The sequence below is a fragment of the Providencia sp. PROV_01 genome, from assembly GCF_053098325.1.
In genome coordinates this window covers 2493464-2514918 of sequence record NZ_JBRFKD010000002.1, presented here as the reverse complement: position 1 = coordinate 2514918, position 21455 = coordinate 2493464, and the positions used below count along the sequence as shown (strand labels likewise).

Below are 21455 nucleotides of genomic sequence, written 5' to 3'. Positions count from 1 at the left end.
AAAATTGAACTATTTGTTTAATAGGTTATACCTATACATACAATCACTCAAACCTTTCAATTAATTAATGCATTGAATAATAACAATAATTTTTGTTTTCCACATCCCTTCTAGGTTGATAATTTTAACTGAGAGATAAGCTTAATTGCTCGCACACAATTTTGCAGCAGCTTCTTTTATAGGTAATATTCTTTCCTCAACTGTTTTGGTGCTATCGGTAGGCTTAAGCAGCACATCAATAGGCTGTGCTTTAATTTCTTTTTTGATCATCAATTCAGTCGCTATGTCGTTTAATGGGTATTGCATTAGCGTGGCAGGGTTAATGACGACCAAAGCCCCATTATGACGGCACTCTAACATGACTTCCTCTCGAGTAAATGGCCAATCATCACCAAATTGTTTTTTACTCACGGATGTTAACGGTGCAGAAAAAGCAGTGCTCACGGTTCCACCCAATAACAGTGAGCAAATAATGAGTTTAAATTTCATGGTAGTGACCTTATTAAACATTGAAGATATCTTTACATATTATCAATTAAATATAAAAGTTTAGCTAGATTGGTTGGTAGCTTGCAAAAATTGCCACAGAAAGAATCGCCATCGTACCTAACAGTAACTCAACCCAACTGTTAATGATTAGGTAATTGACTCGCCCTTTTTGCTTAATAATAGGTACGATGTAATAACGATTGATAATCGCTAATAAAAGCATTCCTCCCACTAAAATGATCTTAAACCAAAGTAGTGATTGGTATTCTGACCCTGAATAATTTAATGGCCAGCCAGGTAAAAGTGTTATTGCACTAATGATCCCTGTAATGACCACCAGTACAACAGCGATATGGCCGAAGCGCGAAAAACGCATCATGGTATTCACAATTTGTTTGTCCATCCCTTCTGCCATTTCTTTTTTATTGCGCAAAAATTGGATGCAAATTAAAAATGGCCACAAACCGCCAAACCAATATGCAGAGCTAATGAGATGAATAAATTGATTAATACGATGGAATGTTCCGAGTAGGCCATCATGCATGGCCGCGTGCCCAATAAAGGCATGCAAACCAAGCAGGATCACTGAAAAAACTAATATTAGTTTCAATCGTAATTGAATTGATTTTATAAATAAGACCAATAGCAATAATACAGATGACAAAAGTTCCCAACGCCATACTTGGCCGAATGACGTCCCTAAAACCCCTTGCCATATCTGCCAATCAATACTATCTTCCCAACCATCACCCATCAGACCCGCTTGCGCAATCATCCAGCTGAAGGCTGTTAAGACAGTAACAATGGCACAAAAGAAAATGCCTTTATTCAAATAGCGGCTTAATAAATAATTAAATGAGCCGCGACTAAGTACCACTGCAAATATTGACATTCCACACATCAATATTGCAGCGATAAAATGAATAAAGCGAATAAGGGTATAAAAAGCTTCTAGTGACATATTATTTCACTGTAAAGCTATACGTTCCTTTTGTTTTGTGTCCGTCGACAGAAACGACGCTCCAATTAACATCATATTTCCCAGCAATGAGCTTGTCTTCCACAGGAACGACCACTTTAGTGTCGTTACTCGGGTCTAACGTTGCTTTACCGGTTTTTACTATTTTATTTTCAGGCCCGATAATACTGACCTTAGTGAAATTAACTTCGATACCTTCAGAAAAGCTTAATGAGATTGACTCTGGCGCTTGCTCCACTGCCGTACCTTCAGCAGGAAGCTGGTCTTTTAATTGTGCATGGGCAAATGCTTGTTGGAAAGACATGCCTAAAAATAGAACGGCGACAGCGCTAAGTTTGCGCCATGAAGATTTAATAGGGTTAATTGGCATAGTAACCTCTTAATTTGCAGGTGAATTTAGAATAATTACCAATCATTATACGGAAAACAAACCATTTTACCGCTTAAAAATGGGTTTTATCGGCCTATCCTGTGAGTTTTCACACAAAATGAAAAGAAAAAGACTTATGAACATTGAATTACAGAATTCATGCCCATAAGCCTAGAGAGGTCTTTATGCATCAAGTAGAGAGAAAAACTAGATTTCTATCTACTTACTGGTGTGTAGATTAGACATGCGTTGCCACAGACAGGTTTTTCAAATCTTTATCTAACAAGAATAGTGCTTTACCAGACTCACCCACCATATCCAGTTTATCCAGTACTGATTTAAATAATTTCTCTTCTTCATGTTGCTCTGCAACATACCATTGTAAGAAATTAAATGTAGAATAATCTTGTGTTGTCATTGCTAAATGAGCCAATTTATTAATTTCACGAGTAATTAATTGCTCATGTTCATAAGTTTGGGTGAATACATCACTAATTGATTTGAAATCAACGGGCGGCGCAGCAATTTGCCCTAACAGTGGCAACGCCCCAGTGTCACTAAGATAATCAAATAAACGCTGCATATGTTCCATTTCTTCTTGTGAGTGTGCTTTTAAGAACGCTGCAGCGCCTTCATAGCCTTTATCACTACACCAAGCACTCATTTGCAAATAGAGATTTGCAGAATAAAACTCAAGATTTAATTGCTCGTTTAATTTTTTGACCATATCTGTAGTTAACATATTTAAGCCTTATCGGTTAATCATTCATGCGTATATTATGCACAGTATTACAATAATTAAAACCCTAAAACAATCTTAAAACAAAAAAATCCAATTTACTGATAATTAATAACTTTTGTTAAAAACAATAATAATCAATCTCATTATCTTTCCCTGTTTTTCTATTAATAGCTAAATATATAAATAGATAAATTTAACTCTTATTTTTATTATTACAATTAATGTAATGAGATTTTTTCTCATTATCCAGTTACAATAATAAGGTATGAATTTAACTGTAGAGATCAAATATGAGTCACAACCTTGCTTTATTGCCTAAAGATGAAATGGATAAGGTCAATGTCGACCTTTTGGCTTCTGGTGTTGCATTTAAAGAACGCTATAACATTGCCATCATTGCTGAAGCTGTTGAGCGAGAACAACCTGAACACTTAAGGGAATACTTCAGAGAGCGATTAGTATACTACCGTCAGCTGTCACAAAATTTTGCTCGTATGCCTTATGAACCACGTAATCGCTAGGCTCACGGATACACAGAAAAAATGACACAAAAAAGGGATAACCTTAATGGTTATCCCTTGATATTCAATAAAAATTTATTTAGTTGTATTATATGTCACGGTATTATTTTGGCAGTCTACCGCAACTGAATAATGCAAATCGGATTTTGCACCTCGAACAACCAACGGCACGGTGTAACCTGTTTCAGTTTTAGTGACTTCACTATCATTGACCCAAGCAACCGCTTTTTTGCCTAAAGCCGCTTTTTCATCTGTCCAACGAGGCAAACGATTATGCATAAAGTCACTTTTCACCTGTGCTGCAATTTGTGGCTCAGTTAGCGTACCACAACTGACGAAAGGCGCAGCTTTACCTTCTTCATTATTTGCGCTTAACGCAAAAGAACTAAAAACCAGAGCACAAGCACCTAAAATTACAGCAATTTTTCGATTCGCTTCCATACCATCCTCCGATACCTATTACTAGGTAAAGATTTTTGATTAGTTTAGCGGCTTATTTCAGCCTACCAGATACCAGTTATCTTCTGGTTATTATCTAGTCTTCATTGATAAATAGAATGACTTAACTAATATTAATCTATCAGATTTATGCATGAATGTTAATAGTATGTTTATAGATTATTAATTTTCATCATCGAAACGAACGTGGATCTGTTCTTTACCTTGGTGCTTTTCTCTAATTTCATGAGCGACTATTGCAATCGCCTCACCACTACTCATACCTTCCGCCATCAATTGATGAATTTTTTCAACAGCTTCTTGCTGTTCTTCGTGATTAAGTGCTGGCATACCAGAAAACATGGTTTAAACCTCATGAATAAAAGACTAAAATCAATGATTAAGATTTTAACATTTCTTCGACTATTAAGATAAGAATATATGTTAACCTGTATTGATTCACTTGCGGAAATTTAAACTCATCATTATGGTTATCAAAAAAATCCAACTACCTTATAGCCCAAATGCAGCCATTGATTATTTTACCCCATTGGCACACCTGCCATGGGCGATGTTATTACATTCAGGTAATGCAAAACACTTACATAATCGCTTTGATATTATCGTTGCTGACCCGATTGCCACACTGACGACTTATCAGCTTAAAACAACTATTACAGAACAAAATCACGCCTCTCTCGTTTCTGAGTCAGACCCTTTTAAACTCCTTCAAGGATTGCTGGATAAATACCAACCAAAACGCCAGGAAGAGACCGAGTGTCCCTTCAACGGGGGGGCTCTCGGCCTTTGGAGTTACGATTTAGGGCGCCGCATTGAAAAATTACCTGAAATTTCGACCGCAGAACTACAATTTCCAGACATGGCAGTTGGCATCTACTTATGGGCTCTCATTGTTGATCATCATGATAAAACCACTACATTAATTAGTTATGATGATGCTGATGCCCGGTTAGCTTGGCTAAACAACCAAAAAAGGCCACGTAAAAATAAATTTCAATTAACCTCTGCATGGCAATCCAATATGTCAGAAGAGGCATATCATCATAATATTGCGCGCATCCATGAATATTTACGTAATGGTGATTGCTATCAAATCAATTTAGCGCAAAGATTTAAAGCCAAGTATAAAGGGGATGAATGGAATGCATTTTTAGCACTACTTGATCGCAATGGTGCTCCCTTCTCTTCTTTTATACGTCTTCCCGAAAATGCGGTTATCAGTATTTCACCTGAACGCTTTATCTTTTTGCAAGATGGAGATATTCAAACCCGCCCAATCAAAGGAACGCTTCCGCGCTTAGACAATGAACAAGATGACCTTGCTCAAGTAGCAAAATTGTCTAATTCAGTAAAAGATCGCGCAGAGAACTTAATGATTGTCGACTTGCTGCGTAATGATATTGGCCGCGTCGCCAAACCGGGTACGGTCAGTGTTCCTGAATTATTTGCTGTTGAAGCTTTCCCGGCAGTACATCATCTGGTTAGTACCGTCACGGCAAAGTTAGATAGCCAATACCGTGCAACTGATTTATTACGAGCGTGTTTTCCTGGTGGGTCAATAACCGGCGCACCGAAAGTCCGTGCAATGGAGATAATTGAAGAATTAGAACCCCATCGCCGACATGGCTATTGTGGAGCAATAGGCTATATTAGTTTCAATGGCAATATGGATAGCAATATTACTATTCGTACTTTACTGACATATAAAAAACAGGTTTATTGTTGGGCTGGCGGTGGTATTGTTGCCGATAGCCAAGCAGACAAAGAGTATCAAGAAACCTTTGATAAATTAAGCCTGATCTTACCTTTATTAGGAGCACTCAATAACGATGACTGAACTGAATAACTTTATCAATCGTTTTCAGTTTACTTTACCGGCTACCCGCCAATTTGAAGCTAAGGCGGGTAAATCGGCGGCTGTTCTTTTACCCATTATCAATAAACCAAACCCAACATTACTTCTCACCCAAAGGTCTCCTTTTTTACGCTCCCATGCAGGCCAAGTCGCCTTTCCTGGCGGGGCTAGTGACCCAGAGGATGGAACGCTTGTGAATACCGCTTTACGTGAAGCTTATGAAGAAGTCGCCATCCCACCGGAAAAAGTCACCGTACTGGGTCAGTTAAGCCCTTTACAAAGTTATGGTGGTTATGAAGTTACGCCAATTGTTGGGCTTGTACCAAATAATATTCAATATCAGGCTAACCCCAGTGAAGTCGCTGACATCTTTGAAGTTCCATTGTTTGATGCGCTTTCATTGCAACATCATAAATATGTCGATATTAAGCGTTCAGGACAGCATAACCGCATCTTTTTTTATTGGTATAAAGGCCATTTGGTTTGGGGATTAACCGCTTCGATTATTCACCAACTTGCCTTGCAGTTAGATTAACGGCTAACACAACTTTTCACCATACAATGCCACTATTGCAGTAAAATCTATTTAAGATGACAAGATATCGCGTCATATATGACAAAATTTACCTCTACCACATGTTGTTTTTTTAGCCACATCACAGACATTTTGTGCTATTTACAATCAATTACCCTTCAGCAACTACCTTATTTCAAAAAATACTTTAAACTTACTGGTTAACACTACTAAATAACAGTAAAGTAGCGTCTTTTAAAATAATGCACTACATTTTCATCTTTTTTTTAAGGAGTCCTGCGTGATAAGCGTTTTCGACATGTTTAAAGTGGGCATAGGCCCTTCAAGCTCTCATACCGTTGGTCCAATGAAAGCTGGGAAAGAATTTGTCGATGATTTAGTAAGCAAAAATTTATTACCTAACGTCACACGTATTTCAGTGGATGTTTATGGGTCATTATCGCTTACTGGAAAAGGGCACCATACTGATATCGCCATTATTATGGGGCTAGCAGGTAATTTGCCTGCCACTGTCGACATTGAATCCATCCCAACTTTTATCAAGAATGTAGAAGAAACAGAAAAGTTATCATTAGCAAATGGCCTTCAAGTCGTTGACTTCCCTAATGAGGGTGGCATGAATTTTCGTCAAGATAACCTGCCATTACATGAAAATGGCATGACCATTCATGCTTTTGCCGATAATGATGAAATTTACACCAAAACCTATTATTCCATTGGTGGTGGTTTCATTGTCGATGCAGAGCATTTTGGCGAATCAACGCTTGATAGCAAACCCGTCTCTTATCCATTTAATTCCGCGGAAGAGCTACTATTAAATTGCAAAAAATCCGGTCTTTCTATTTCTAGCTTAATGATGAAAAACGAGTTAGACCTTCATACCAAAGAAGAAATTGAAGCCTATTTTGCTGATGTATGGCATACCATGCAAGCCTGTATCGAGCGTGGTTTAAACACCGAAGGTGTTTTACCGGGCCCATTACGAGTACCTCGTCGTGCACCGGCACTTAACCGAATGGTGACCTCAACAAGTAAGCTATCTAATGACCCAATGAATGTGGTTGACCTGATCAATATGTATGCCTTAGCCGTGAATGAGGAAAATGCTGCAGGTGGTCGCGTTGTCACAGCCCCGACTAACGGTGCATGTGGTATCGTCCCTGCCGTATTAGCTTACTATAACCATTGTATAGAACCTGTAACGCCTGAGTTATATATGCGCTATTTCTTAGCTTCAGGCGCTATTGGTATTTTATACAAAATGAATGCGTCCATTTCAGGTGCTGAAGTTGGCTGCCAAGGTGAAGTCGGTGTGGCATGTTCGATGGCCGCGGCTGGCCTGGCCGAATTATTCGGTGGTAGCCCTGAGCAAGTGTGTATTGCTGCTGAAATCGGCATGGAGCACAATTTAGGTTTAACTTGTGACCCTGTCGCTGGCCAAGTTCAAGTTCCTTGCATTGAACGAAATGCAATCGCCTCTGTTAAAGCAGTGAATGCCACACGTATGGCTCTACGTCGAACAAGCGAACCACGAGTTTCACTTGATAAAGTCATTGAAACTATGTACGAAACAGGGAAAGACATGAATGCAAAATATCGTGAGACATCCCGAGGCGGGTTAGCCATCAAAGTACAATGTGACTAATTTTTAATCCTTAAGCACCCTTTTCTATTCTGTTATCACTTTAAACAGGATTTTGAGGGTGCTTTTTTAGCATGTATTAAAAAGTTTTTTCTATTTTTGCTATGCTTCTCTTCCCATATAGTCCAATTCAACTAATCAATTACCCACAGTTTTTTCATTGAATTAACTCAATTTTCTTATACTCAACAAACCACATCAAAACAAAATTCATACTATTTTGTGCTAAAGACTGTTTTGACATGACGGAGAGACAACCGTTCCCCATTGAAATTTGGTTGTTTTTCACTCTAAAAATCAATATTACACTATTTTTTTGGCTATTTTTGTTACCGATAACAAAATTATATACCAATAAATTATAAATATTTAGTTTATTGATTTTTTCAAATAAAAATAAACAGCAACTAACTGCAATTTAATATCATTTTTTAGATGTATTCTTATTTTTCTGACGCGAAACAAGTTTTTAGGATAACACGAGATGATATGCTAATAATGTAATTGATACTAACAACACCATGAGTTAGCTCATGAATATTATGAGACGTTTGTAATTATTCAGCTAAAATTATCTTACAGGGGAAACTGATAAAAAGGAGTCTAACTTAAGTGTCCATTTTATCAACAGATGATATTTTGTTTTATCTATCTATGAGGGAAAAATAGTGAGTATAGCTATTATGATTGGTACACACGGAGTCGCTGCAGAGCAGCTTCTTCGAACAACCGAGATGTTAATAGGCGAACAAGAAAATGTGTCGTTTATTGATTTTATCCCTGGGGAAAACGCAGACACCCTATTTGATAAGTACACCCAAAAGCTAACTGATTTAGATACATCAAAGGGTGTCTTATTCCTTGTTGATACATGGGGAGGCAGTCCATTTAACGCCGCTAGTCGCATTGTTAATGAAAATAGTAATTATGACATTATCACAGGCGTGAATGTTCCAATGTTAGTTGAAACCTTCATGTGCCGTGATGATGATCCATCTATGAATGAGCTAATCACTGTCGCACTTGAAACAGGACGCGGGGGGGTTCGTTCATTTAAATTCAAAGAAGCTGAAGTAGAAGTAGAACCCGCTCCTGTAGCAGCCAGTACCCCTGCCCCAGCACCAGTGAAAGCTGGCCCTGGCGAACATATGGTGATCGCACTTGCCCGTGTGGATGACAGATTAATTCATGGACAAGTCGCAACACGCTGGACGAAAGAAACTCAAGTTAAACGCATTATTGTGGTCAGTGATGACGTGGCTAAAGACCAAGTTCGCTCAACATTGCTGAAACAAGTCGCACCACCAGGTGTCACCGCGCATGTTGTCGATGTGGCTAAATGTATTCGCGTTTATAACAACCCGAAATATGCCGGTGAGCGTGTTATGTTGCTTTTCACTAACCCAACTGATGTTAAACGTATCGTCGAAGAAGGCGTTGACGTGAAATCCGTGAATATTGGTGGCATGGCATACCATGATGGGAAAACTATGGTTACAAATGCCGTTTCTATCAACCAAGAAGACATTGATGCATTTAACTATTTGAACGACAAAAATATTGAACTTGAAGTCAGGAAAGTTTCATCAGATAGCAAAGTTTACATGATGGACTTGATTAATAAGCTCAAAAAATAATTTCTATCGCAATTTTTATATTGATTTTAATCCATTACTCAAAACAGATTTTAAAACTTTTGGTTACAGGAGATTAAACAATGGAACTTACCGTTGTTCAAATAGTAATGGTCTTTATCGTCGCGTGTATCGCGGGGATGGGATCAATCCTTGATGAATTCCAATTTCACCGTCCTCTCATTGCTTGTACACTTATAGGTATCGTTCTGGGAGATATGAAAACGGGTATCATCATCGGTGGTACATTAGAAATGATCGCACTTGGGTGGATGAATATCGGTGCTGCTGTTGCACCTGATGCCGCTTTAGCCTCGATTATTTCAACTATCCTCGTCATTGCCGGTGGTCAAAGTATTGGTGCAGGTATTGCCATTGCCATCCCACTTGCAGCAGCCGGTCAAGTATTAACCATTATCGTTCGTACTGTGACAGTTGCATTCCAACATGCTGCCGATAAAGCCGCCCTCAATGGCAATTTAACGGCTATTGGCTTTATTCATATATCTGCATTATTACTGCAAGCGATGCGTATCGCAATACCCGCGTTGATTGTTGCCATTTCGGTTGGTACATCAGAAGTACAACAAATGTTGGATTCTATCCCACAAGTTGTTACTGATGGTCTTAATATTGCGGGTGGTATGATTGTCGTTGTCGGTTATGCGATGGTCATCAATATGATGCGCGCAGGCTACTTAATGCCATTCTTCTACTTAGGTTTTGTTACCGCAGCATTTACTGACTTCAACCTAGTTGCACTTGGGGTAATCGGTACTGTGATGGCTATTTTATATATCCAACTCAGTCCAAAATACAATAAATCACAAACTGTTGTTACCCAAGGAAATAGTAGCAATAACAACCTTGATAATGAGCTAGACTAGGAGGAACGTATAATGGTAGATATCACAAAACCGACAGCTAAAAAGCTTACACAAAGCGATATTCGCGGCGTATTCTTACGGTCTAACCTATTGCAAGGTTCTTGGAACTTTGAACGTATGCAAGCCCTAGGCTTCTGCTATTCAATGGTTCCGGTTATTCGTCGTCTTTATCCAGAAAATAATGATGATAGAAAACAAGCAATTAAACGCCATCTTGAGTTCTTCAATACCCATCCATATGTTGCAGCGCCTGTTCTGGGTGTCACAATGGCAATGGAAGAGCAACGTGCCAATGGTGCAGACATTGATGACGGTGCAATAAATGGTATCAAAGTCGGTCTAATGGGGCCATTAGCCGGTGTTGGTGACCCCATTTTCTGGGGAACTGTTCGCCCTGTATTTGCGGCTCTCGGTGCCGGTATCGCAATGACAGGTAGCTTACTTGGCCCTCTACTGTTCTTTGTTTTGTTTAACCTTGTACGTTTATTAACCCTTTACTATGGTGTTTCATATGGCTACAAAAAAGGGATTGATATTGTTCAAGATATTGGTGGCGGTTTCCTACAAAAGCTCACCGAAGGAGCATCCATTCTCGGTTTGTTTGTCATGGGGGCATTAGTAAACAAATGGACACATGTCAATATCCCACTTGAAGTTTCACGGATCAAAAACCCAACAACGGGCACTGAAGATATTACCACGGTCCAAATGATCCTTGATCAACTCATGCCAGGCTTAGTCCCGCTATTGCTAACCTTCGCCTGCATGTGGCTGTTGCGTCGTAAAGTCAACGCGTTGTGGATTATTATCGGCTTCTTTGGCTTGGGTATCCTTGGTGCTTGGCTGAACTTCTTGGCGCCATAATTTTCCATCATTATTTGAATTGGGAGGTTGCAGCCTCCCTTTTTTAATTTTAAGCTCTGCATTATGTTTACTTATCCAAGGGCTCACAAATGACCTTCAATGATGCCATTCTTGCTATAATCATTTTGATCATGCTTGTTTATGCGATTTATGATGAATTCATTCAGCATTTGTTAAAGGGTAAAACCTTATTAAAAATTAATCTAAAAAGAAAACATCGAGCAGATGCTATTATTTTTATTGTTCTAATTTGTATCGTTATTTATACAAATATTGTACGCCATGGTAATTTATTAACCACTTACTTATTATTGATTACTATTTTCATGTCAATTTATTTGGCATTTATAAGAACACCAAAGCTATTTTTTAAACAAACTGGTTTTTATTTTGCCAATGCCTTTATATTATATGACAGAATAAAAACAATGAACTTATCCGAAGACGGTATATTAATAATAGGTTTAGAAAAAAAGAAAATTAACATCCAAGTTTCACATCTTGATGATTTACAAAGAATTTATGAATTCCTTATTAATCATAAGTAAATAGACTTTATATTGTCACTAAAAACAAGGTTAATTATTAATTTAATTAACCTTGTTTTTACCAATAACCTTGTTGATAATAATTCTCACTACCGTTTAATATCCACAATTAATTAAGTGTTGCCTTTAATATAAATTATGGTATCTTTCTTTCCACGTCATTGGGGAGTAGCCTGTTCTGGTTTCATATATAATACCAGAAAGTCCGTATCAACATACTCGTTTGGTTTCAAACGTGGTGCGGACACCAAAATTCGGTTGGCAAGACCATAGACACATAAATAAGCCTTTTGGTTGGGGGTAATTTATGTGTATATGGAATCACCCAACCGAGGTTCTGTTATGAGTTTCTATGCTACCCTTATCTTAGCCCTTGCCCTGTCAATGGACGCCTTCGCTGTTGCTATTTGTAAAGGTGCAGTGCTTCATAAACCCCGCTTTAGAGAAATTCTCCGTACTGGTTTTATCTTTGGTTTTATTGAAGCCATTACCCCCATTATTGGTTGGGGCATCGGTATTTTAGCCAGCCAATATGTTATCCGCTGGGATCATTGGATTGCATTTGGTTTATTATTTGTTTTAGGTGCTAGGATGATCTGGCAGAGCATTAAAACAAAAGATGAAGAATGCTGTTCTAAACCTTCTAGTCATAGCTCAACAAGCCTGATTTTTTCTGCAATAGCCACCAGCCTTGATGCGATGGCCATCGGCTTAGGCTTAGCATTCTTACAAGTAGATATCGTTCATACTGCAATGACTATTGGCTTAATGACAATGATCATGGCCACTATCGGTATGATGATTGGCCGTTATGTAGGCCCATTACTCGGAAAAAAAGCAGAAATTATCGGTGGATTGGTACTAATAGGTATTGGTTTTAATATCTTATTTGAGCACCTTGAATTATTTATGTATGCCCATTAGTTTTTGTGCCCCCTATATGGGGGCAATAGCTCTACTCTGCATTAGATTGATAAACACGAATTAAAAAATCAGCCGTATATTCTTTCACCTCTGCTTTCTGTAAATCCTCTTTAACCTGTTCTGATGCACGCCAAGCAAATGGTGTCATCATCAATAATTCATAAGCTTCTTGCCCAGTCAGCGCCATCTTATAATTTAGTTGGCAACTATCTATTAACGAAAAATTTGGCAGATCTTCATCTTTCGCTGGGTGTAACTTAACCTCATCGTAGATTAACGCTTTTAATTCTTGCAGATGTTCCGCCGCAGGCGTAACGGTTATTAACATACCTTTAGAAACTAATACACGACTTAATTCTTGTGCCTTGCAGGGTGCGTAAATTCGTACAATTCCCCCCAAGCTGTTATCAGAAAATGGCAAGCGATGACTTGTACCAACGCAAAAACGAACGGATTTATAGCGTTTCGCCGCATAACGAATCGCAGCCTTCGAAACATCTAGGCCTAAAACTGTATATTTTTCAAAATGTTTTGCAAGTTCTCGTGAAAAATAGTCTGTGTAATACCCTTCTCCGCACCCAATATCCAGCAGGCTAGTACAAGATGATGGAATAAACTGAATAAGTTTTTCTGCCACCTTTCCACGCATAGGGTGGTAATGCCCTGCATCAAGAAATTGCCTACGCGCTTGCATCATTTCAGCATTATCACCGGGGTCTTTAGAACGTTTATGCTGTACAGGTAACAAGTTAACATAGCCTTCTTTTGCACAATCGAACTGATGATTTTCTGCACAACGATAACTGTTATTAGCAAGATTTAGTGGTGTAAAACAGAGAGGACATTGATAATTCATAGCAGTCACTGATTTAAAAATAAGGGGGAGTATACCATATTCAAATTAGTTTTCTTTCTGTTATATATCTTGCTTTTTAACTGTATTTTTTGTTCTCTAAAAGTAATAAAAAAACATTAGCGGGTGTCTCATGATAAAAATTAGGTTAGCAACCCCCGATGAAGCCGAACTTCTTTGGTCTATACGTAACCAAGCAATTCGCCATGGTTGCACAACGAGTTTTGATGCAAAAACGATCCGTGCCTGGACACCTGATGAAATGCCGGTAAGTTATATACACATTGTGAGGAATAACCCATTCTTTGTCGCGGTAAATAACAATGATGAGCCCGTTGCAACTGGTTATCTTAATTTAGAGGCTAACAGTGTTGATGCCATATTTACCTTACCACAATACACTGGCTGTGGAGCTGCTAGCTTAATATTAGATGCCATTAAAGCTGAAGCCAAAAAGAGAAATATTAAAAAATTGGTATTAGATTCATCACCAAATGCTGAACGCTTTTATCAGAAACATGGTTTTACTTCGATTAAACATGCTAGCTACTACTCTTGTCTCGCACAAGTCGAGTTAGATTGTGTTCAAATGGAAATTGAAATATAACTTTCAATTTAATTGGAGTTAAAAGCCACTAAGCTATTCTGTGGCTTTATTCTATTTAATATTGACTGTATTTTAGGCTAACTGTATTTGTGAATGCAGTTTTGAATAACAACTAAAAATCAGCAAATTCGGCAATAGGCTTACGCCCATGGGACACTAAAAAGTCCAATACACGACGTGGAGAAACATTTAAAATTTGTGATTGTGGAAAACTAATTGATTCCAACATTTCAACTACGCGATCAAAACGGCCGAGATACCCGGCAAAATGTGAGTCTGAACCTAATGCAACCCACCCGCCAGTTTCTTTAACTGCCTTAGCTATTTCTAAGCAATTCTGTTGACTACCCGCTCTTGAATGTAGGAATGAAGAGTTATTCATTTCCAAAGCAACATTACACTCTTTCGCGGCTTGCGCTACTGCTTTGATATCAATAGGATATTTAGGGTTGCCTGGATGGGTAATTATTTGCACTTTACCACTACGGATCGTGGCAATCATAGCTTCTGTATTATCAGCTAAACTTTGGGGCTCAAGAACCGGTTCATGAAAACCAGCTAAAATAATATCTAAATGACGAGCGATCTTTTCATTGCAGTCTGTCTCACCCAACTTGTTCTTTATATTTGCTTCAATACCGTACAATAAACCAACACCATCAACAATTCTCGGCAAGATAGGCATATTACCAAAATGCCACTCATGTGGAGCATCTTGCATTTCAGGCCCGTGGTCGGTAATCGCAAATAGTTTGACACCACGGCTTGCGGCCTCAGCGAAATATTCATTAACTGTACTATAAGCATGGGTGCTGGCAATAGTATGCGCATGTAAATCAACTTGATACATAAATGATATCCTTCTATTTTTTCTACTTGCCTTCCGAGCCTACCTGCTCAGGAAAGATTCAACCAAGCTAACATATCAATTTAAAAGTTTCGATAGTCATTCACCTAAACAGCATTTTATCAACATATTGCAATATATTAGATAATATCCTAAGAAACTTTCAGGATAAAAAAACCCGCGATTATTGCGGGTTAAAATACACAGAATTAAAAATTAACTTAATCAACTAAGATACGTTTATTAGTCGCTCCCCACAAAATTGACATTTCGGTAAATAATGCACCACTGATATCCTCAACCTCTTCGGCAGTAATTTCAGCATTACCTTGTTTACCAAAAAATACAACTTCATCTCCTGGGCTAACGTTTTTTAAATCAGTAACATCAACCATGACTGTATTCATTGATGTTTTTCCTAAAACAGGAACTGTTTGGCCATTAATTAATGCATGTCCCGCATTGCTAAATACACGGCGATAGCCATCCGCATAACCTACAGGGATATTTGCTAATACAGAATCACGTTTCAAGGTATACGTTCTATCATAACCCACTGTATTTCCCTTTGGATAATGATTCACAGAGGCAATGCTCGATTTCAGTGTCATCACGCGTTTATAGTCATTTGTCGCAACGGTATCGCCGTAGAAAATGCCACCGACACGTACCATATCCAACCATGATTCAGGTACCGTAATAGTTGCATAAGTATTCGCGACATGTAATGTAATGTCTTCACGCTTTAGCCCTGTCGTATTCAATACTTGTTGAGATTCTTTCTTGAATTTTTTGAGGTCCTTACGGATCTGAGTTTCATCCTCTTCTGGATAATGAGACATAATACCGACGATTTTTAACTGAGGTAATTGTGAAATCAGCTTAGCTTCATTAAGGCCAGCAAGTGTACTCACCTCTAAACCGTTGCGCGACATCCCGGCTGAGTTCAGTGCCAGATGAATAGGAATCACTTTATTCTGCTTTTTCGCAATCGCATTTAAGCGCTGCGCCATTTCTAAATTACCGATTAACTCTTCCGTTTCATATTGTGTAGCCTGAGCCATTTCTTGCTCTGTCGCACTTCTCACTCGCATTAATCGGCCTTTAAAACCTAAATCTCTCACGGTCTTAAGCTCTTGATTATTTGTTACCCCAATGCATTGCACATTATTTTCAATCATTATTGGTGTAACTAAAGAAAGGTCATGCCCATATGCATCTCCTTTCAAAACGGCACACAGCGAAGATTTATCTCCTAGTAGGTTTTGTACTTTCTTAATATTAAAATCTAATGCGCTGCGAGATATTTCAATCCATGCGTTATTAACCACCACCGGTTGGTTTTGTGTCGCATATGTTTCTACCGGTGTTGTGATATTGTTTGGCTGTTGACAAGCTGTTGCAGCAACCAGTAAAGGGAGTAATGCCAGATACTTCAAACGAAAAGCCACGTGTTGTTCCTTATCTCTAGTGATTTTTACCAAGACATTATTTTTATAATTCTAGGTGGAAATAGACAAAATATGTATCGGTTTTAAATAATACCAACCTTCATACCCCGAACAAGTAATAATTCACTTTTTTTGCATAAAAAGACAAAATATCTTTTTCGAGTTAATTTTTCTTTTTTAGAAATAAAACATTTGGTTGAAATCATCGTAAATCAAATTATTTTTATTATTTAATAGGTTATGGCAATAATTTCACTAACATTTACTTTTGTTACACTTTTTATTTGGCGAATTAACATGCTTAAATGATAATAACTATCAATTAGGAATTTTTACTAAATATCACTCAATCCATAAGGCTATGTTATGAAGTACAAATTACTCACACTCATTATTCCAACACTACTTACTGTCAATGTTGCTAACTCCGCTGAAATGTACAATAAAGATGGTAATAAACTTGATGTATACGGACAAATTGATGTCCGCCATCATATTGCCAAAAACCGTAGTGGCGAAGATGGTGACGACTCACGTGTCAGACTAGGGCTAAAAGGTGATTCGCAAATCACCGACCAGCTCATTGGCTTTGGGCGTTTTGAATGGGAAACGAAAACTAACCAATCGGAATCAACTGAAGAAAATAGCAATCGTTTAGCTTATGCAGGCTTAAAATTTGCAGATTACGGCTCCCTTGATTATGGCCGCAATTATGGTGTTATTTATGATACCAATGCTTGGACAGACGTATTACCACTCTGGGGAGCGGATACGATGGATCAAGAAGATAATTACATGCTAAGCCGTAACCGCAATTTACTCACTTATCGCAATAATAATGCTTTTGGTTACATTGACGGTTTAAGCTTCGCACTACAATATCAGGGTAAAAATGGTGAAAAAAACCTATCATCCGGAGATGAATTAACCGATAACGGCGATGGTTTTGGCTTATCGACTGCTTATGAGTTAGGTTATGGTATTTCCCTTGGCGGTGGTTACTCCTCATCTTCCCGCACACCAAAACAAAAAGATGCCACAACCAGTAGTGCAACGGGTAAACGCGCCGAAGCATGGAACGTAGGAGGGAAATTTGAATACGAAGACCTCTATCTCGCCGTCATGTATGGCCAAACACTTAATATGAGCCGTTTTGGTAATGATGATATGGAGTCAATAGCAAATAAAACTCAGAATCTTGAAGTGGTTGCCTTATATTCTTTTGACTTCGGTCTAACCCCATCAATTGGCTATAACTATTCCAAAGGTAAAAACTTAGGCAACTTTGGGGATAAAGAATTAGTGAATTATATTGCCATCGGCTCAGCTTATGACTTTAATAAAAATTTGAGTGCTGTTATCGATTATAAAATCAACTTGTTAAACGATAATGATTTTACTGACCATTACAAAGTGAATACTGATAACGTGCTTGGCTTAGGGTTAGTGTATCAATTCTAAAATTATTATCCCTAGCGTAAAGTAAAAGCATCCGTTATAGACGGATTGCTTTTACTTTATAATCCTGTTGCTCAATCATGCATTAAATATCTAACTGAATTTAATATATCAGTAAGCCCTACTTTCCCCTCATTAAAATTATCTCTCATCATTTTATAAAAGTTTTAAAATTCGTAATCAGGTAAAAATTTATTATTGCTACAGCATGGCTTCAAAAATACCACTTTAGGTGATATTTATTATCCCTCATCGATAAGTATATATTGACCTAATATCCATTTTATTACCGTTACGATAGACGTCATTGAAGCACAGATATAGTATTTGCGAGTACTCTATTGAAGGGCTTTTTAGGTTACCTAAAAATCTAAGAGCATCTATTATAACCATTGTTACTTTTTTCATTTCAGTTCCACCTATAAGCATATTAATCAATAAAGTGATCATCACTTAACCAGAATAAAATGACCTACTCGTCACCAAAAAACAAAAAGGCACCAGTAACTAACTGATGCCTTTGAATTTATCGATAACTAAAAACTGTTATCAACAATTGCTATATTATTCCCACTCAATTGTTGCAGGCGGTTTACCGCTGATATCATAAACAACACGGGAAATGCCATCGACCTCATTAATAATACGGTTTGAAACTCGGCCTAGGAAATCATATGGTAAGTGCGCCCAATGCGCGGTCATAAAGTCGATAGTTTCTACTGCACGTAATGAAACCACCCAGTCGTATTTACGGCCATCACCCATGACACCAACAGAGCGGACAGGTAAAAATACGGTAAACGCTTGGCTAACTTTATGATATAAATCAGCTTTGTGCAGTTCTTCAATAAAGATAGCATCTGCGCGACGTAATAAGTCACAGTACTCTTTCTTCACTTCACCTAATACGCGAACCCCTAAACCTGGGCCAGGGAATGGGTGACGATACAGCATGTCGTACGGGAGACCTAACTCGAGACCAATTTTACGGACTTCATCTTTAAACAATTCTTTTAATGGCTCAACCAAACCAAGTTTCATGTCATCCGGCAGACCACCGACGTTATGGTGAGACTTAATAACATGCGCTTTGCCAGTTGCTGATGCCGCTGACTCAATAACGTCTGGATAAATAGTCCCTTGAGCCAACCATTTGATATTAGGCAGCTTAGATGACTCTTCATCAAATACTTCGATAAATACATGACCAATTTTCTTACGTTTAGCTTCTGGATCGCTGATCCCAGCTAACGCATTTAAGAAGCGATCTTCTGCTTTAGCATGGATAATGTTCAGGTCAAATTTACCTGCAAACATTTCCATCACTTGGTCTGCTTCGTTTAAACGTAATAAACCGTTATCAACAAATACACAGGTTAAACGTTTACCAATTGCGCGGTTTAATAGCAACGCAGTAACCGATGAGTCAACACCACCCGATAGCGCGAGCAGTACATGGTCATCACCAATTTGCTCTTTTAAACGGGCTACCGTGTCTTCAATAATTGCAGCTGGCGTCCACAGTGCCTCACATTGGCAAATATCTTTCACAAAGCGCGTTAAAATATTTAGGCCTTGGTGAGTGTGAGTCACTTCTGGGTGGAATTGAACACCATAGAATTTTTTCTCTTCATTTGCCATGATGGCATATGGGCAGCTTGGCGTGCTGGCAATAGTTTTAAAATCCGCAGGAATAGCGGTAACTTTATCACCATGGCTCATCCAGACATCAAGTACTGGCTTGCCAGCTTCGTTCAGAGAGTCATGAATATCACGGAATAATTCACATTGCTCAGTGATTTCAACATTGGCATAACCGAACTCACGTTCACCAGAGACCTCAACTGCGCCACCCAGTTGCATTGACATGGTTTGCATGCCATAACAAATACCTAATACAGGAACACCTGCATTAAATACGTAATCAGGAGCACGTGGACTATCTGATTCAGTCGTACTTTCTGGCCCACCAGAAAGAATGATACCGTTTGGATTAAATTCTCGAATTTGTTCTTCTGTAACGTCCCACGCCCAGAGTTCACAGTAAACGCCAATTTCACGGATACGACGGGCGATCAGCTGTGTATATTGCGAGCCGAAATCAAGAATAAGAATGCGATGTTTATGGATATTTGTTGTCATTTGAGGAGAATTCCAAAAATTCAAGTCAAAAATAAGAATCGGTGACGCAATCGAACGAATGCGCCACCCTGAGAAATTTTATCGATTATTGCCCCAAACGATAGTTTGGAGATTCTTTCGTGATAGTAACATCATGGACGTGGCTTTCTTGGATACCGGCTCCACTGATACGAACAAATTCTGCTTTTGTTCTCAATGCATCAATAGTACCACAACCTGTCAGCCCCATACAGGAGCGTAAGCCACCCATTTGTTGATGAATGATTTCTTTTAATCGGCCTTTATACGCTACGCGGCCTTCAATACCTTCTGGCACTAATTTGTCTGCCGCATTATCTGATTGGAAGTAACGGTCTGACGAGCCTTTAGACATTGCACCAAGTGAGCCCATACCACGGTATGCTTTGTAAGTACGGCCTTGGAATAAAATAGTTTCTCCTGGAGACTCTTCAGTTCCTGCGAACATTGAGCCGACCATCACACACGCAGCGCCTGCCGCGATAGCTTTAGAGATGTCACCGGAGAAACGAATCCCACCATCCGCAATAACAGGAATACCCGTACCTTCAAGTGCTTCCGCCGCTTCAGCAATAGCCGTGATTTGTGGTACACCCACGCCAGTGACGATACGCGTAGTACAGATTGAACCCGGACCAATTCCCACTTTAACCGCGCTAACACCTGCATCCGCTAAGGCTTTCGCCCCTTCCGCTGTTGCAACGTTACCACCAATAATTTGTAAGTCAGGGTATTTTTGGCGAGTTTCGCGGATACGTTGTAGTACGCCTTCTGAATGACCATGTGATGAGTCAATTAATAAAACATCAACGCCAGCAGCCACCAGCGCGTCAACACGTTCTTCATTCCCTGCGCCTGCACCAACCGCAGCACCAACACGTAAACGGCCTTGCTCGTCTTTACACGCGTTTGGCTTACGTTCTGCTTTTTGGAAGTCTTTAACCGTGATCATCCCTAACAAATGAAAGTTATCATCGATCACTAAGGCTTTTTCTACGCGCTTTTCGTGCATTTTTTGCAAAACGATTTCGCGTGCTTCGCCTTCTTTCACGGTGACTAAACGTTCTTTTGGCGTCATCACCGCAGTAACAGGTTGGTCTAAATCTGTCACGAAACGAACATCACGGCCTGTAATAATACCAACTAATGAGTTATCGTTTGCCACGACTGGATAACCAGCAAAACCATTGCGCTCAGCCATTTCTTGCACTTCACGAATAGTGGTATCCGGCGTTACTGTAACAGGGTCCGTTACGACACCACTTTCATGTTTTTTTACGCGGCGAACTTCTTCCGCTTGGCGCTCAATAGTCATATTTTTATGGATGAAACCAATGCCACCTTCTTGTGCTAAAGCAATAGCAAGGTCAGATTCTGTGACAGTATCCATGGCTGCAGAAAGCATAGGAATGTTCAGGCGGATGTTTGCAGTCAGTTGAGTTGATAAGTCTGCGGTATTCGGTAATACCGTTGAGTGTGCAGGAACGAGTAAAACGTCGTCGAAAGTTAGTGCTTCTTTTTTAATGCGTAACATAGGCAATATCCCACCAGGCAGCGTTATGGAAAGGTATAAAATATTGCCGCGGCATTATACACACCGAAAACGGTTGCTTCCAGCACTTTTTTGAAA

General features: G+C 39.0%; 22 protein-coding genes and 1 riboswitch. Of the genes, 11 read left to right on the top strand and 11 right to left on the bottom strand.

Annotated elements, in window-relative coordinates; all coding sequences use genetic code 11:
• Positions 1-141 precede the first annotated feature (141 nt).
• From ACU696_RS12290 to ftnA, 4 genes are all read right to left on the bottom strand, one after another.
• On the bottom strand, positions 142-489 hold the full coding sequence (locus tag ACU696_RS12290) for a YebY family protein (RefSeq protein WP_042851603.1): 348 nt from the start codon (positions 487-489) through the stop codon (positions 142-144).
• 64 nt (positions 490-553) lie between these two features.
• Complete coding sequence (gene copD / locus ACU696_RS12285; RefSeq protein ID WP_109912504.1) at positions 554-1450, bottom strand: copper homeostasis membrane protein CopD; 897 nt, start codon at positions 1448-1450, stop codon at positions 554-556.
• 1 nt (position 1451) lies between these two features.
• Positions 1452-1838, bottom strand: coding sequence for a copper homeostasis periplasmic binding protein CopC (copC, locus tag ACU696_RS12280; protein WP_164528801.1), 387 nt, complete (start codon positions 1836-1838; stop codon positions 1452-1454).
• Between the two features lie 238 nt (positions 1839-2076).
• Complete coding sequence (ftnA, locus tag ACU696_RS12275; protein WP_209101585.1) at positions 2077-2580, bottom strand: non-heme ferritin; 504 nt, start codon at positions 2578-2580, stop codon at positions 2077-2079.
• Between the two features lie 290 nt (positions 2581-2870).
• On the opposite strand from ftnA, the gene ACU696_RS12270 reads away from it, so the two are divergent.
• Positions 2871-3101 (top strand): DNA polymerase III subunit theta, encoded by a 231-nt coding sequence (locus ACU696_RS12270; protein ID WP_004253885.1) that lies wholly within the window; start codon positions 2871-2873, stop codon positions 3099-3101.
• Positions 3102-3176: 75 nt separating this feature from the next.
• On the opposite strand, the gene yebF is transcribed toward ACU696_RS12270, so the two are convergent.
• Positions 3177-3542 (bottom strand): protein YebF, encoded by a 366-nt coding sequence (gene yebF, locus ACU696_RS12265; protein WP_109912502.1) that lies wholly within the window; start codon positions 3540-3542, stop codon positions 3177-3179.
• A gap of 180 nt (positions 3543-3722) precedes the next feature.
• Positions 3723-3902 carry a YoaH family protein gene (locus tag ACU696_RS12260; RefSeq protein WP_004911263.1) on the bottom strand — a complete coding sequence of 60 codons (180 nt, stop codon included), beginning with the start codon at positions 3900-3902 and terminating at the stop codon, positions 3723-3725.
• A 124-nt stretch (positions 3903-4026) separates the two neighbouring features.
• Here ACU696_RS12260 and pabB point away from each other — a divergent pair, with 124 nt between their 5' ends.
• The 8 genes from pabB to mntP all read left to right on the top strand — a co-directional run bounded on the left by pabB (position 4027) and on the right by mntP (position 12449).
• A complete protein-coding gene (gene pabB / locus ACU696_RS12255) occupies positions 4027-5397 on the top strand; it encodes an aminodeoxychorismate synthase component 1 (protein ID WP_109912501.1) in 1371 nt (456 codons plus the stop codon).
• Positions 5390-5950, top strand: a complete 561-nt coding sequence (locus tag ACU696_RS12250; protein WP_109912500.1) for a CoA pyrophosphatase — start codon at positions 5390-5392, stop codon at positions 5948-5950. The genes pabB and ACU696_RS12250 overlap by 8 nt, the downstream gene beginning before the upstream one ends.
• A gap of 280 nt (positions 5951-6230) precedes the next feature.
• Positions 6231-7595, top strand: coding sequence for an L-serine ammonia-lyase (locus ACU696_RS12245; protein ID WP_004911271.1), 1365 nt, complete (start codon positions 6231-6233; stop codon positions 7593-7595).
• 665 nt (positions 7596-8260) lie between these two features.
• The gene (manX, locus tag ACU696_RS12240) at positions 8261-9229 is read left to right on the top strand and encodes a PTS mannose transporter subunit IIAB (protein ID WP_204163271.1); all 969 of its coding nucleotides are present in this window, start codon (positions 8261-8263) and stop codon (positions 9227-9229) included.
• A gap of 80 nt (positions 9230-9309) precedes the next feature.
• Positions 9310-10113 (top strand): PTS mannose/fructose/sorbose transporter subunit IIC, encoded by an 804-nt coding sequence (locus ACU696_RS12235; RefSeq protein WP_004253851.1) that lies wholly within the window; start codon positions 9310-9312, stop codon positions 10111-10113.
• A 12-nt stretch (positions 10114-10125) separates the two neighbouring features.
• Positions 10126-10977, top strand: a complete 852-nt coding sequence (locus ACU696_RS12230; RefSeq protein WP_102138691.1) for a PTS mannose transporter subunit IID — start codon at positions 10126-10128, stop codon at positions 10975-10977.
• Positions 10978-11066: 89 nt separating this feature from the next.
• On the top strand, positions 11067-11525 hold the full coding sequence (locus ACU696_RS12225) for a DUF986 family protein (protein ID WP_115167164.1): 459 nt from the start codon (positions 11067-11069) through the stop codon (positions 11523-11525).
• A gap of 151 nt (positions 11526-11676) precedes the next feature.
• Positions 11677-11821: riboswitch (yybP-ykoY riboswitch) on the top strand.
• A gap of 46 nt (positions 11822-11867) precedes the next feature.
• Positions 11868-12449, top strand: coding sequence for a manganese efflux pump MntP (gene mntP / locus ACU696_RS12220; protein ID WP_004911288.1), 582 nt, complete (start codon positions 11868-11870; stop codon positions 12447-12449).
• 31 nt (positions 12450-12480) lie between these two features.
• Here the strand turns inward: mntP and rlmA are convergent, their stop codons facing one another.
• Positions 12481-13305 carry a 23S rRNA (guanine(745)-N(1))-methyltransferase gene (gene rlmA / locus ACU696_RS12215; protein WP_004911290.1) on the bottom strand — a complete coding sequence of 275 codons (825 nt, stop codon included), beginning with the start codon at positions 13303-13305 and terminating at the stop codon, positions 12481-12483.
• A gap of 133 nt (positions 13306-13438) precedes the next feature.
• Between rlmA and ACU696_RS12210 the strand changes: the two genes are divergently transcribed.
• Positions 13439-13909, top strand: a complete 471-nt coding sequence (locus ACU696_RS12210; protein ID WP_042851840.1) for a GNAT family N-acetyltransferase — start codon at positions 13439-13441, stop codon at positions 13907-13909.
• Positions 13910-14021: 112 nt separating this feature from the next.
• Here ACU696_RS12210 and ACU696_RS12205 read toward each other — a convergent pair whose 3' ends face one another.
• Positions 14022-14759, bottom strand: coding sequence for a phosphatase (locus ACU696_RS12205; RefSeq protein ID WP_109912498.1), 738 nt, complete (start codon positions 14757-14759; stop codon positions 14022-14024).
• 218 nt (positions 14760-14977) lie between these two features.
• Entirely contained in the window at positions 14978-16207 is a 1230-nt protein-coding gene (gene alr / locus ACU696_RS12200) for an alanine racemase (RefSeq protein WP_109912497.1), read from the bottom strand.
• A 366-nt stretch (positions 16208-16573) separates the two neighbouring features.
• On the opposite strand from alr, the gene ACU696_RS12195 reads away from it, so the two are divergent.
• Positions 16574-17668: a porin gene (locus ACU696_RS12195; protein WP_109912496.1), complete on the top strand. Its 1095-nt coding sequence runs from the start codon at positions 16574-16576 to the stop codon at positions 17666-17668.
• 561 nt (positions 17669-18229) lie between these two features.
• Here ACU696_RS12195 and guaA read toward each other — a convergent pair.
• Both guaA and guaB read right to left on the bottom strand, forming a co-directional pair.
• The gene (gene guaA / locus ACU696_RS12190; RefSeq protein ID WP_109912450.1) at positions 18230-19807 is read right to left on the bottom strand and encodes a glutamine-hydrolyzing GMP synthase; all 1578 of its coding nucleotides are present in this window, start codon (positions 19805-19807) and stop codon (positions 18230-18232) included.
• Between the two features lie 85 nt (positions 19808-19892).
• On the bottom strand, positions 19893-21359 hold the full coding sequence (gene guaB / locus ACU696_RS12185) for an IMP dehydrogenase (protein WP_004253607.1): 1467 nt from the start codon (positions 21357-21359) through the stop codon (positions 19893-19895).
• Positions 21360-21455 lie beyond the last annotated feature (96 nt).